Raw genomic sequence first — 13927 nt, 5'->3', positions numbered from 1 at the left:
TTTGTGAGAATAAATTAGTTCATCAAATAAACTTGTACGCCTCACAACAGTGCAATACAGCTCTAATTTGCACCAGAAAAGTACATTTTTGGACAGTCAACTTGATACCTAGCTTAGTACCAGCAAATATCAAGCCAACGACATAAAAAAGTAGATAAGAATTATTATCATGTAAAGTGAATTAATTTGATAATTGATCTTACTCAGTGAATTTTAAATTATTTTGTTTATATAAAGTTGAATTTATTTTGGTAATTGCACTTGTTAGAAAAAGCGTGTAAAAGGTTGTAATCTCTGTGACTAATATGATGTATACTACAGAGTTAAGAAGGATCCGTTTATCGGTTAATTTTGGATTGTCTCAATCATGCAAAATGTATTTAAAAATTTAGCTTACAGCTTAGTCAGTGTCATAGTGATTGGGATTGCTGCAAACTTAACGTTTGCAAAACACGTTTTAAACGCACAATCAGGCTTGTTGACACTAGATACACAAACTGCAAATTTTTCTGAAGTGAATGACACTTCGCCTTGGTTTCAGTTTGTTCTTTATGACCAAGATTTTGTAGAGCTCAAGTCGAAATATTATGTCGTTGTAGGTAAAGAGAATACAAGCTATCTACTGGCTACTACCAATGAAGTGTTCACGCTCGTGTGGTCCTCTCCTGCATTGCTTATGCTTTGTTTGCTCATTGTCCTGTTCATTTTTTCTAGACTTAAAAGTCAATCTCACGAGTCGGCGCAACTAGACGCCTTACATGCAATCAATAAAGACTTAACTACCCTGTTAAACGGACTGGATATACAACACAAGGAGCTGCACTCCGGTGGTACAATGGCTCAAATCTGTCATTCTGTCCAAGCTCTGAGTGATAACTTACAGCGCATTAAAATACAATCAGATAGTCATGTGTATCAAGATAAGCTCACGAAACTCATCGACCGCCATGCCTATATTGAACATATTGGTGAGCAACTGACTGAAGCTGACAAAAGCAAAACCAAATGTGGGCTACTTTTTATCGACTTAGACGGATTCAAACAAGTAAATGATTCGTTTGGGCACAGCTTCGGAGATGAGATCCTGATACAAGTGTCAGGTAGATTAGAGCAGGTAGTTAGACAATTCCAACTTAATGATGCACACCCAGTACATGGTTTGGACCAAAATTTGTCCCGCCTTGGCGGAGATGAATTTTCTGTCTTCATCCCCAATTTGAGAGATACAAGCTTCTGTACTGAAGTGGCACAAACCATATTAAGTGAAGTCGAGCGAGACTTTGTACTTGGCAATAAGCTTGTAAAGATAAGTGCTAGTATCGGTATTGCCGTATTCCCAGATAGCGCTTCAACACCTAATGCGTTACTGCAAATGTCCGATGTAGCCATGTACCGTGCTAAAACCGATGGCAGAGGCATATTTAGAGTGTACTCACCCGAGATGGGTAATAAGATACGTCGTTATCATTATTTACTCGAAGAGCTGCGCTTAGCCATAGCCTCTCAGAACTTTCAGCTGTCATTTCAACCAATTGTACATGTCGAAGATTGCTCTATTGATTACTTTGAAGCGCTCACACGTTGGCATCATCCTATTGAGGGGCTTATTCCGCCGTCAGAATTCATACCAATTGCTGAAGAGTCCAATTTGATTCTTGAACTGGGCGACTGGATTTTACTGGAATCTTGTCGTCAAATGTCAGCTTGGCACAATGCCGGTATGAAAAAAGTAAAAATTTCAGTGAACGTTTCAGGGATCCAATTGAAGCACCGCCCCATCTACGACTGGGTGTTAGCTGCTCTAGACAAATCAGGTTTACCAGCGACATCTCTGATGATAGAGATCACAGAGTCAACTCTTATTACAGCCAGCGATGAAATTATCGCACAGTTAGAACGCTGTCGAAGTGCCGGTGTAACCATTGCAATAGATGACTTTGGTACTGGATTTAGCTCTTTAAGTACGCTTGCTGATTTACCAATTGACGTAATTAAAATTGATAAATTGTTTATTTCACAAGCTAAAGATAATCCAAAATACTATAAGATTTTGAACTCTATCAGTGAGCTTGGTGCGCAACTAGGGCTAAAAATTGTTGCTGAAGGTGTTGAGCAACTAGATCAATTTGAGCTCGTAAAAGACATGGGGATCTGCTGCGTACAAGGGTATCTTGTAAGCCGCCCAGAGACTTCAAGAAATGTGGGGGATAAAGTGCTCAAAGGTAACGTCAATCACATCGCATCTACAGGCACAAGTGTTTGGTTACCAAAAGCCAACTAATTTCAGCGCGTGATTAGCGCTGAAATTTGGTCTCAAGGATAACTGAAGAATTCGTTCGCTCCACACCATCGAGATTGCCAATTTCATCGAGTAGTTGGCTCAACTGCTCTAAACTCTGCGCTTCCACTATTGCTATCATGTCATATTCACCGCTGATCGCGTATAAAGCCGAAATATGTGCAAGCTGTTTAAGGGCGTTGTTCGTCTTAGCAGTTAGCTTTTGCTTTACCTTTATGGACACATGCGCTGACACTAGGTTATCCAAATAGTCCTGACCAAAATCAATTTTATAGCCCTGTATCACCCCGTTTTGCTCTAATTTTTGTAACCTTGATTGAACCGTTGTACGTGACATATCAAGTAACCTAGCAAGTTCTGAAATACTCGCCCTAGCATTGCTACGCAGTACAGAAATCAATCTTTCATCTTGTTTGCTTATCATTTTGATAAATTCCATCGTCATTATGACGAACATTCTACTCACTTTATCCAAAATTACACTGCAAATTTCCATCGCTTCACGCAATAATGACCGAATAAGAATATACACAAGACACAATGTGTAATTTAAGTTGAAGTAATTATTGAGGACGAAGTCATGCAAGTGAATCGCGAACTATTTGATGAAGTAATGGTACCTAACTATAACCCTTCGGCAGTTATTCCTGTTAAAGGCAAAGGTGCTCGTGTTTGGGATCAAAAAGGTGATGAGTATATCGACTTCGCTGGCGGTATTGCTGTTAACTGCCTTGGCCATAGTCACCCTGCACTAGTTAATGCACTTAAAGAACAAGGTGAAAAAATTTGGCACCTTTCAAACGTTATGACAAACGAGCCTGCACTGCGCCTAGCTAAAAAGCTAACCGATGCCACATTCGCAGACAAAGTGTACTTTGCGAATTCTGGCGCAGAGGCAAACGAAGCAGCACTTAAATTGGCACGCCGTTTCGCAATCGATAATTTCAATGAAGAAAAAACACAAATCATCGCGTTCAACAAAGGCTTCCACGGTCGTACATTCTTCACTGTAACGGTCGGCGGCCAAGAGGCTTATTCCGACGGCTTCGGCCCAAAGCCACAAGACATCATTCATATAGATTACAATGATTTAGAAGCATTTTCTAAAGTTATTTCTGATAAAACTTGTGCTGTTATGATGGAGCCTCTACAAGGTGAAGGTGGTATTATTTCGCCTGATATTGAGTTTGTTCAAGGCGTAAGAGAACTTTGCGATAAGCACAACGCACTGCTTATTTTTGATGAAGTTCAAACAGGAGTTGGGCGTACAGGTGATTTGTACGCTTACCAAGGCTTAAATGTCACTCCTGATATTTTAACAACAGCAAAGGCACTAGGCGGTGGTTTCCCAATTGGCGCGATGATCACAACAACAGTGATTGCTAAGCACCTAAAAATTGGCACGCACGGTTCAACATACGGTGGTAACGCACTGGCATGTGCAGTAGCAGAAGCGGCTTTCGACACAGTTAACACACCTGAAGTTTTAAATGGTGTTAAAGAGAAAGAACAGGTGTTCCGTGATGGACTTAATGCTATCAATGAAAAGTACAATATATTTAGTGAAGTACGTGGTAAAGGTCTATTACTTGGTGGCGTGCTCAAAGGTGACTACGAAGGTAAAGCTCGTGACTTTTTAGTGGCAAGTGCAAAACACGGCCTAATGGCTCTAGTGGCGGGTACGAATGTTGTTCGCTTCACGCCTTCTTTGGTTATCACTGAAGAAGAAATCAAAGCTGGCTTAGCTCGTTTCGAGCTTGCTGTGGCAGACGTTGTAAACGCTTAATAATTTTGGGCGGATTTCCGCCCTTGTTGATATTCTTATGCAAGTACTTAGACCTATCAGCAGTGAAGACTTCGCTGCATTAAAAACCATCGCGGTAGAATCAGGCCATGGATTTACTTCATTGCCTGTTGATGATGAACTTTTAAAGAACAAGATACAACGCTCTCAAGAAAGCTTTGCAAAGGTGCTTAACGCGCCGATGAATGAAGGCTACTTGTTTGTTCTTGAAGATTCACAAACAGGTGACATTTTAGGCACCACTGCGATAGAAGCGGCTGTCGGAATGCAGGTTCCGTTATACCACTACCATCAGGGAAAAACCGTCCATCATTCAAGTACATTAAACGTCTATAATACCGTTGATATACTGTCAATTTGTAATGATTATACGGGCAGCTCTGAAATCTGTACTCTTTTTTTAAGAGAGCAGTTTCGTCGCGGCTTAGCTGGTAGATTCTTGTCACGAGCTCGCTTTTTATTTATGGCTGAACACAACCAAAGGTTTAGTGATAAAGTTATTGCCGAAATGCGTGGTGTGAGCGATGAAAATGGGCATAGTCCTTTTTGGCAATGGCTTGAGGAGCACTTTTTTAGTATTGAGTTCCCACAAGCTGACCACCTAGTTGGCCTAGGTGACAAAGTCTTTATTTCTGAGCTGATGCCGAAATACCCTATTTATGCCAACTTACTTAGCCCCAAAGCACAAGCGGTTATTGGTCGCGTACATGAAAAAACCAAACCTGCATTAAAGCTATTGCAAAAAGAAGGCTTCGAACATAGGGGCTATATAGACTTATTCGATGCGGGACCAACGATCGAAGCAAGATTAGAAAACATCCGCACAGTTAGAGAAACTAAAGTCGGTACCCTAATAATTGCGGAGCAAGTACCTCATATAGAGGATACTTGGGCTTTATCAAATGGGCAGCTCACTGAGTTTCGAGCGACGTTCACAACAGAAGCTATGTGGGATGAAGCAACAAAAACATTTACGGTTAACCATGAAACAGCGCAGGCACTAAAGTTAAGTGCTGGCGACAAAATCAGTGGGTTCGTTTTATAACAATCAAATACGTCGTGCTTTGTCGTAACATTAACTCGCGGCCAAGCCGCTATTTTAAGGAATTGTCATTATGCACAACAATGTAGATAGCTTATTCAATAACTTATGGAGCAACTATTTAGAGGTCACTCCATCAGCGGTAAAAGTTCATGAGCTATTAGGTTCAACACAGCAAGATGATGTCATCAACGATCACATTGCATTGCGTACCTTTAACCACGAAAAAGTGGGGCTAGAAAAGCTTGCAGCACACTTCAAAGCTGTTGGTTACACAGAGTGTGGTGAGTACCACTTTGAAGCTAAGAAACTATACGCTAAACACTACGAGCATAGTGATCCGAGTAAGCCAAAAGTATTCATTTCTGAACTTTTACTTGAGAAATGCTCTGAAGAACTTCAGTCTATCGTAGCAACTATGATCGACAGCATCGATGAAAGTGCTGTAACAGCTGAGAACTTCTTATATTCTGGTACCCACTGGCAAGTGAGCAATGAAACATACAAAAAACTACTAGAAGAGAGTGAGTATGCCGCTTGGATGTCGGCTTGGGGTTATCGTGCAAATCACTTCACAGTTAGCATCAACTACTTAGCAAACTTTGAGACTATCGAAGCCGTTAACTCAGCACTTAAAGATGCAGGGTTTGCTCTAAACACATCAGGCGGTGAAATCAAAGGTTCTCCTGAAGTGTTATTAGAGCAATCTTCGACACTTGCGGATCACCAACCTGTTATGTTCTCTGATGGTGAATTTGAAATCCCTAGCTGCTTCTATGAATTTGCACTTCGTTATAACAAACCTGACGGTGAGCTATACACAGGCTTTGTAGCCGCATCAGCAGATAAGATCTTCGAAAGTACTAACGCTAGATAACTCTTCTTGCGTTAATATTAATTGAAGTAAAACTAACTTAAACACGCAAAGCAGCCATTTGCTGCTTTTTTCTTGCCCTAAATATACTGACCATGTAGATTGAAACGATAAGGACGAATGTTAATTTAACTCAAGTTGTTTATTCACCAAGGACAAAAGAGGCATACGTGTATACAACTATCACTCCACCAACCGCGCTCGCCCCTTACATTTTAAACTTTTGGCATACCACCGACACACTTTTGAATCAAGAACAAGCGATTCATAGTGATGGGTGCATTTCGATATTACTAGTGATATCCGGAGAGTCAGTTATCAATGGCGTCTCAATTCATGCTGGCGGTTTCCTCATAGGCCCTCAAACGACGTCTCACTTGTGGCACTTTAAAACAAGTACACTGAGTATGGTTGGCGCACGGCTTACTCCGCTGGGCGCAAAACACCTCACAAACATACCGCTGAAATATATAAAAAATCAATGTATCGAATTGCAAGAAGTTGTAAATTTTAGCACTTTAAGAACAAAAGTAATTACGCCTAAATTGGACCCTTTGCAAAGAGTCTATGCATTGTGCAGTTGGTTAGAAAACCACTTTAATAAAGCCAATTACCAGCTCCCTACTGCTTTTTCTTCCATTTTAATGCAGATAGATACCCAACCTAGGTCAATAAAGCTCGCAAATATGTATGACAAACTTGGCTTAAACAGCAGGCGTGTTGAAAGAGCGTTTATTGAGTCAATCGGGATCAGTGCTAAAGAATATGCAACATTGGTGGAAGTTTTTAACTCTAGAAACGTCATCAAGCATAACCCCAATAAACCACTCACGGATATTGCTTATGACTTGGAATATGTAGACCAGTCTCATTTCATTAGGCAATTTAAAAAGGTGATGCAAATTACACCAAAACAATACAGAGCGAGGCTAGCAAGGTGACTAACCAGATTGTTCCACCCCGTATACACAACGATCCCCTCTCAGTTGCAGGGATTGATACACACCCAGCAATCGACACCAAAAAAGTATACAAACAAGCTCTAAAATACTGGCAAAACGAATTACTCCATGTACAACAAGCTTATTTCCATCAAGGTCAACGCGCGGTAATCGTTTTTGAGGGTTGGGATGCAGCCGGAAAAGGAGGCGCAATTCGTCGCATTACCGAGCGGTTAGATCCTCGTGGCTATCAGGTATTTCCTATTAGTGCGCCAACCGAAGATGAGCAAGGTAAACACTACCTTTATCGGTTTTTTAATAAGCTGCCCAAGGCAGGTACATTGACAATATTTGATCGCTCTTACTATGGCAGAGTGTTGGTAGAAAGAGTCGAGGGGTTTGCCAGCGATTCGGCTTGGCAGCGTGCATATCGAGAAATAAATGAATTTGAGCAACTTTTGACTGACGATAACATTAAAGTCATAAAACTGTTTTTACATATTAGTAGTGACGAGCAACTCAAGAGGTTTTCAGAGCGTCTGAATAATCCTTATAAGCGTTGGAAGCTAACCCAAGAAGACATTAGAAATAGAAACAAGCGCAATGAGTACGAAGTGGCAATCAATGAGATGCTAGTAAAAACCCATACAACTCGAGCACCTTGGTCTGTTATTTTAGCCGACCATAAATGGTACGCACGTGTAGAGGTTATGAAATATCTAACACTCACGTTACGTGAGGGTATGGTGATTGAACCACCATCCATAGACCCCAAAGTTGTAGAATTAGCAGAGCAGCAATTAGGTATAAAACAAAAGAGGATGTAAGCATGAGTCGTGAAAAGTTATTAAGTACTTATTTTAACCGCCACGATGGCTGCGAGCCGTCACTGTCGTTAGGAAAGCATGTGAAAATGGCGTCGAGTCCTTTCCACTTTTTCCGAGGGGCTGCACCATTAATGTACCGAGATATCTTCGATGGACTTATCGCATTTCCTGACACCACTTACGATATACCGGTCACCACAATCATAGGCGACTGCCATACAAGTAATTTCGGATTTTTAAGTGAAGAAGGCTCTCACGGTGAAACTCTTGTTTTTTCACCCAATGACTTTGATGATGCATGCGTCGGCCATGCCACTTGGGACCTATTTCGTTACTTAGTTAGCATGGCACTAGCACAGCACGCAGGTCAACAACTACAAGAAACTACTGATGATTTGACCATGCGGCAAAAGCCTCTTGTACATGCTGAAGATGTTCGAGCCGCACAAAGCAGCTTTGTTCAACAATACATACTCACTTGCGAGGCCTCTTTACGTGGTGAAAATAACAGTCAAAGTGCCTTAACTAAATTCAAACAAGATCACATTCTGCATAAACGATGGCAAAAAGGCTTGCAGCGTTTGGTCGGAGGTTCCGCTTTTAATCTTAAAAGCAGTCTAGCCAAAAGTGTAGATTTGACGGCTTACCCGTTACGCTTTAAATCAGATCCTCTAAAATTTGAACCAATTCACAATGATATAAAAGCGAATTTGATATCTCAATTCAGGTCCTATGTAGATGATGACATCATTGACTGTGTCGAGAGGCTAGATGCAGGTACCGGCAGTAACAACCTAAAACGCTATTATTTATTGGTAGGCCCACGGACACAAGCACCAATAGAGCTTTATCACATTGTTGAAGTAAAACAGCAAACGATTGCAGCCCCTCTTCACTATTTCACCGAAATGAGCCCTGTAAACAGGTTAAACCCAGCCCACTTAACGGTTAACTGTCAACGAAAGATGCAGAGGAGGCCTGATCTCATTATCGATGATGCGCTCTGGCAAGGGGTACATTGGTTAGTAAGGTCTCGCCACCATGCCCGCGTAGGCATTGACCCAGAACACATTGTGCTGGGCAAGCGAGCGGCCCAAAAGCAAGGCTTCAGTCAATACGCACAGAGTTGCGCAGAAGTGCTTGGTTATGCCCACATGCGTGGCGACAGACGCTCTATGTCGTTCCAGCAAGCTTGCATAGAGACACTACCACCACTTTGCGACACGCTCATCGAATTAGCGAATAACTATGCCCAGCAGGTAAAGTCTGATTGGGCACTATTCAAATCACTCAGAAAGTAACGTTTTGGGAATATCGATTGTGGTGCCATCATCGGCTAATATGAGTTTTCCGCTGTAATTCGATTGGGCCTCGGCTTCTAAGTTATCTAAGAGTCCAGGCCCATGGTAGCGAACACTGAAGTGGGTCAAAACCAGAATAGGCACTGACATAGACTCTGCGAATTGAGCGATACGCTTTGCATCACTATGTCCCGTATGATGGCCCACCTTTTTCAGGTCACTGTGCGTAAATGTTGCCTCGTGCACCACTAAATCCACATCTACTATATGCGGCTTTAATAAACTAGGCTTTTCGTTGTCACCACAAACAATAACTTTGCGTGGCTGCCAACTTGGGAAAGCATACCTCTTAGAGTGAAGCACCTTACCGGCAAACTCTACATCGAGCCCTTTTTGAAGCTGATTGAAATGTGCACCCGTAGGTATGCAGTCATCAGTGAGCAAACTTATGCGCAACTTATTAGGGATCAGTTTTTCTGTTACTTTAAATCCAAAACTTGGGACGCGGTGCTTTAGCGCCAAAACTTCTACTGTACAAAAGTTAAATTCTAGCGCGCTTTTTACATGTTCAATTGCTATCATTTTTAAGTCAAAGGGCAACGTGACATCAGTAAGTGAAAATGTAGCGTTCAAATACGCAAGCACTTTTTCAGGCGCAATGATAAATACGGGCTCCTGCCTCCCAGACATCGCCATCGACGCAATAAGCCCAGGTAAGCCGTAACAATGATCCCCATGAATATGACTGATACAAATGACACTTAACTGATATAACGTGAGCTTAGAACTCAATATTTGATGTTGGGTACCCTCGCCACAATCGACTAATAGCCACTGCTTGCTCTTCTCAAATTTTACCGCCGTGGCAGACATATTGCGATAAATAGTGGGACTACCAGATGATGTCCCTAAAAATTCTAATTGCATAAATAGACTAGACAATGTGTATGTTATAACTCACAGTGAGTTTAATTTAACTCTTAACATAACTAAAGGATTACCAAATGGATGAGCGCACAGTTCAGTATCAAATTCTTGTCGTAGACATTCAAAAAAACTTCCAAAAGCACATAGATGAATACGAAAATGTGATTGAGGTCACACACAAGCTACTCACTGCGGCTCAACTATTAGATATACCCACGCTTGTGTTTGAACAATATCCAAAAGGGTTGGGTCATACAGATGAACGCCTAACTTCATTCCCATCTAACGTTATTGAAAAAACAACTTTTAGTGCATTCAAAACAAGTAATTTGGCGGTAAAAGATGATTGTAAACCTCCGAGCATCAAAGTAATCGTCGGATTAGAAACACATATATGTGTTTATCAAACTGCACAAGACTTGCTTAAACAAGGCCACACCGTCTACATTTTGGCTGATGGTGTATGTTCCAGAAACTTACAGCATAAAAACTGGGCGCTAGAACAACTTCGCTATGACGGTGCAAAGGTCATATGTTTAGAAGCATTTTTGTTTGAAGCACTTGCCGATGCTAAACATCCTCAGTTTAAACAAGTATCTAAATTGATCCAGTAAACTACCATTTAAGTATGAATCAATAGAACTGTAAAGAAATGGCTTTGTCATGAAAAATGAATTGAGCACGAATTTAGTGCTGAAAGTATACGAACATATAATACAGCACGGGCAAGAGTATGACATTGGTAAACAGCTCGACGGCGTTAACGCCTTTTCTGACCCTGATGGTTACACTATATACCTCAAAGGTAGTGGTGTATTGCTTCGTTTTGGCTTTCATAATACTTACCACTTCGAATATGACAAAGAGTCTCAAAAGCATGACTTTATGCGTAAGCTTCAACAAATAGCTGAGGCAGTCGATGCGTAATACAAAACGGCGCCCAAAGCGCGATAACAAAACATCCGAAGATTACATTTATCGGGTGCTTGCAGAACTGCAAAAACACCCAAAAAAATTAGTTACCTTGCATGATAACTGCGAGTTTTACCAACAACAGCAGTTTTTAAAAAAAGGGTTCCAACGTGCCATTGAACACATGCAATGGGTGCTTGCGATTGACAAAGATGTAAATCGCATTTGCACCCAAATAATGGCTGATGATTATATAGGTATACGACTCAGGAAGTACCCTTTGTTATTCAAAGGAATAATACAAAACAAAAATTGAGATAAGCCAATTAAACGACCAAAAAACAGACAAATCAAATCAACACTGTAATTAAGTTAGAAGTTCAGCTCAAAATTTTATCATGCCCATTAGAACTTAGAATGCGGCCTTAAATGGACTCATCAGAAAAAGATCAAAAATTATATTTAAATAAATTATTTACTCTTAAACTGTCGCATAATCCAGATAATTAATCTCCCCGGGTTTGCCAGAGACTCAAATTCTTGAGAAACTGGAACAATGAAAAAGTCAAATCGCTATACACCTGAATTTCGTGAAAGTGCAGTTAGGCTGGTTACCACGCAACAGCATGAGTACCCGTCTCTTTAGGCTGTGCTAGTATCGATTTCAGATAAACTGGGGTGTACGCTAGAAATATTATTGCATGGGTTAAAAAGTCTTAGACTCAGCCTTTTGATCCATCTTCTAACTCTCAATCCGCTGAGGAGCGCTTGGCTGAGTTAGAGCGCGAAAATAAAGAATTAAAACGAACAAATGACATTTTGAGGCAAGCTGCCGCTTTTTTCGCCCAAGCGGAACTCGACCCCAAACAGAAATAGCCGTGGCATTTATTGACGCTTACCGTGAGCATTTCGGTATCGAGTCAATGTGCAAGGAACTGCCTATTGTGTAACGAGGTGTCCATAATAGTGAGCAAGAATTTACAAACCCTTCTAAGTCTGAATAGTGATTCGAACGACAGAATGCCTCTAGTGCACAAATCACATAGGCACCTAACCGTTCTACTACTTTTCTAATTCGTAAAAAAAGTGGTGACCTATGGAGCTGCAAACCCAAAAACATAATCTCTGTAAAATGCAGTTGCTGAGTTTTAGAGCCGCTGTTATCAACACCTCTTTCTAGTTGGCATCTAATTACTTAGCAATATAATATTTCATAGACTTACTTACTCTAAAAATATACTAGTTCACTTTTCACTCTAAAAAGAGTTAGATCATGAGCATACTGTAGTATCACAGAGCCCTTTATCAGCATAACTTGTAACTTTATCTCATTTTCACTTTTAGTTAACTTTAATAAATGACCACTGAATGAAAAAGTGATAAGGTATGCCGCATTTTTTAGAACCGAGAAAAATTGCTATGTCGAATGCAGTAGAGACTAAAGCTAAGCAAGATCCCCAATCTCCTGAACAACAAGGTGGTTTGTTTAACCGCTTTTTAGCGACGGTTGAATTTTTAGGAAATATGCTTCCTCACCCTATTACTCTTTTTGCGATGTTCTGTATTGCAATCGTAATTTTCAGTGGTATCGCTGACTGGATGGGACTCAGTGCAATTGACCCACGCCCAGAAGGCGCGAAAGGTCGAGATGCAGATGGTGTTATCGAAGTTGTTAGCTTATTAAGCGCAGAAGGCCTCCAGAAAATTGTTACTGGCTTGGTAACTAATTTCACTGGATTTGCACCGCTTGGTACTGTGCTTGTTGCATTGTTAGGTGTAAGTGTTGCTGAGCATTCTGGTATGTTGTCTGCGGCAATGCGTGGCATGGTGATGGGTGCTTCTAAACGTCTTGTTACCTTCATGGTTGTGTTTGCAGCCATCCTTTCAAACACGGCATCTGAGTTAGGTTATGTTGTGTTGATCCCGCTTGCTGCAATGATTTTCCATAGTCTTGGAAGACACCCTCTAGCAGGTTTAGCCGCAGCATTTGCTGGTGTATCTGGTGGTTACAGTGCGAACCTATTACTAGGAACTATTGACCCACTTCTTGCTGGTATTACGACGCCTGCTGCACAAATGATTGACCCGACTTATCAGGTTGGTCCAGAGGCAAACTGGTATTTCATGATGATCTCAGTATTCTTGATTGCTATTGTAGGTACATTGGTCACTGAAAAGATTGTCGAGCCAAGACTTGGAAAATACGATCCAAATGAAGCCAGTATCGACCTTTCTGAAAACAACATTGAACACCTAACAGAGAAAGAAAAGTCAGGTTTGAAATGGGCCGGCGTTTCCTTACTTGTTGTTTCTGTATTACTTGCCTTAACAATCGTACCAGAAGACGGTATTTTACGTCACCCAGAAACAGGCGCTGTAGCAGGTTCTCCTTTCTTAAAAGGCATCGTTGTATTTATCTTCGTAACTTTCGCCATTCCAGGCTTTGTCTATGGCCGCGTTGTAGGCACCATGAAAAATGACCGTGATGTTATTGATGCGATGAGTAAAAGCATGAGCTCCATGGGTATGTACATTGTATTGGTATTCTTTGCAGCCCAATTCGTAGCATTTTTCAAGTGGACAAACTTGGGAACTATTTTGGCAATTAATGGTGCAGCACTGTTACAAGCATTAAACCTAACAGGACCCGAGGTCTTTGTACTGTTTATCCTTATGTGTGCGCTAGTTAACTTGAGCCTTGGCTCATCATCAGCGCAATGGGCCGTAACTGCGCCAATCTTTGTTCCGATGTTAATGCTTGTGGGCTATGCACCTGAAACGATACAAGCTGCTTATCGTATTGGTGATTCTGTTACAAACCTAATCACACCAATGATGAGTTACTTCGGCTTGATATTGGCAGTTGCCACCAAGTATAAAAAAGACATGGGTATCGGTACCCTAGTTGCGACAATGCTACCGTACAGTATGTTCTTCTTTGTTGGTTGGGTAGCACTCTTCTACATTTGGGTGTTTGGTTCCCCCTGTGTCAGGATAGTT

12 protein-coding genes and 1 other annotated feature are annotated in these 13927 nt (G+C 41.2%); of the genes, 10 read left to right on the top strand and 2 right to left on the bottom strand.

Annotated features, from left to right (window positions below; genetic code table 11):
- Positions 1 to 367 precede the first annotated feature (367 nt).
- On the top strand, positions 368 to 2281 hold the full coding sequence (locus N482_RS09055) for a putative bifunctional diguanylate cyclase/phosphodiesterase (RefSeq protein WP_081227850.1): 1914 nt from the start codon (positions 368 to 370) through the stop codon (positions 2279 to 2281).
- A 13-nt stretch (positions 2282 to 2294) separates the two neighbouring features.
- Here N482_RS09055 and N482_RS09050 read toward each other — a convergent pair whose 3' ends face one another.
- On the bottom strand, positions 2295 to 2723 hold the full coding sequence (locus N482_RS09050; RefSeq protein WP_063376756.1) for an Lrp/AsnC family transcriptional regulator: 429 nt from the start codon (positions 2721 to 2723) through the stop codon (positions 2295 to 2297).
- 156 nt (positions 2724 to 2879) lie between these two features.
- On the opposite strand from N482_RS09050, the gene N482_RS09045 reads away from it, so the two are divergent.
- The 6 genes from N482_RS09045 to N482_RS09020 all read left to right on the top strand — a co-directional run bounded on the left by N482_RS09045 (position 2880) and on the right by N482_RS09020 (position 9088).
- The gene (locus N482_RS09045; RefSeq protein ID WP_063376729.1) at positions 2880 to 4085 is read left to right on the top strand and encodes an aspartate aminotransferase family protein; all 1206 of its coding nucleotides are present in this window, start codon (positions 2880 to 2882) and stop codon (positions 4083 to 4085) included.
- 37 nt (positions 4086 to 4122) lie between these two features.
- Positions 4123 to 5148, top strand: coding sequence for an arginine N-succinyltransferase (gene astA / locus N482_RS09040; protein ID WP_063376728.1), 1026 nt, complete (start codon positions 4123 to 4125; stop codon positions 5146 to 5148).
- Positions 5149 to 5218: 70 nt separating this feature from the next.
- Complete coding sequence (locus N482_RS09035) at positions 5219 to 6022, top strand: DUF1338 domain-containing protein (protein ID WP_063376727.1); 804 nt, start codon at positions 5219 to 5221, stop codon at positions 6020 to 6022.
- Positions 6023 to 6189: 167 nt separating this feature from the next.
- On the top strand, positions 6190 to 6960 hold the full coding sequence (locus N482_RS09030) for an AraC family transcriptional regulator (RefSeq protein ID WP_063376726.1): 771 nt from the start codon (positions 6190 to 6192) through the stop codon (positions 6958 to 6960).
- A complete protein-coding gene (locus N482_RS09025) occupies positions 6957 to 7787 on the top strand; it encodes a polyphosphate kinase 2 family protein (protein WP_063376725.1) in 831 nt (276 codons plus the stop codon). Before N482_RS09030 ends, N482_RS09025 begins: the two co-directional genes overlap by 4 nt.
- 2 nt (positions 7788 to 7789) lie before the next feature.
- On the top strand, positions 7790 to 9088 hold the full coding sequence (locus tag N482_RS09020; RefSeq protein ID WP_063376724.1) for a DUF2252 family protein: 1299 nt from the start codon (positions 7790 to 7792) through the stop codon (positions 9086 to 9088).
- On the opposite strand, the gene N482_RS09015 is transcribed toward N482_RS09020, so the two are convergent.
- Positions 9074 to 10015 carry a ribonuclease Z gene (locus tag N482_RS09015; RefSeq protein WP_196765326.1) on the bottom strand — a complete coding sequence of 314 codons (942 nt, stop codon included), beginning with the start codon at positions 10013 to 10015 and terminating at the stop codon, positions 9074 to 9076. The two genes, N482_RS09020 and N482_RS09015, sit on opposite strands and share 15 nt — an antisense overlap.
- Before the next feature lie 77 nt (positions 10016 to 10092).
- Between N482_RS09015 and N482_RS09010 the strand changes: the two genes are divergently transcribed.
- The 3 genes from N482_RS09010 to N482_RS08990 all read left to right on the top strand — a co-directional run.
- The gene (locus tag N482_RS09010) at positions 10093 to 10629 is read left to right on the top strand and encodes an isochorismatase family protein (RefSeq protein WP_063376722.1); all 537 of its coding nucleotides are present in this window, start codon (positions 10093 to 10095) and stop codon (positions 10627 to 10629) included.
- 49 nt (positions 10630 to 10678) lie between these two features.
- Positions 10679 to 10942 carry a DUF3081 family protein gene (locus N482_RS09005; RefSeq protein WP_063376721.1) on the top strand — a complete coding sequence of 88 codons (264 nt, stop codon included), beginning with the start codon at positions 10679 to 10681 and terminating at the stop codon, positions 10940 to 10942.
- 818 nt (positions 10943 to 11760) lie between these two features.
- Positions 11761 to 11879 (top strand) — a sequence feature (AL1L pseudoknot).
- Between the two features lie 467 nt (positions 11880 to 12346).
- The coding region (locus N482_RS08990) for an AbgT family transporter (RefSeq protein WP_063376755.1) at positions 12347 to 13927 on the top strand (1581 nt) is incomplete at its 3' end.

Origin of the sequence: Pseudoalteromonas luteoviolacea NCIMB 1942 (assembly GCF_001625595.1) — a bacterium.
Taxonomy (GTDB): domain Bacteria; phylum Pseudomonadota; class Gammaproteobacteria; order Enterobacterales; family Alteromonadaceae; genus Pseudoalteromonas; species Pseudoalteromonas luteoviolacea_A.
Note: the sequence above shows the minus strand (reverse complement) of the source record. Positions and strands in the feature narration are given on the sequence as shown.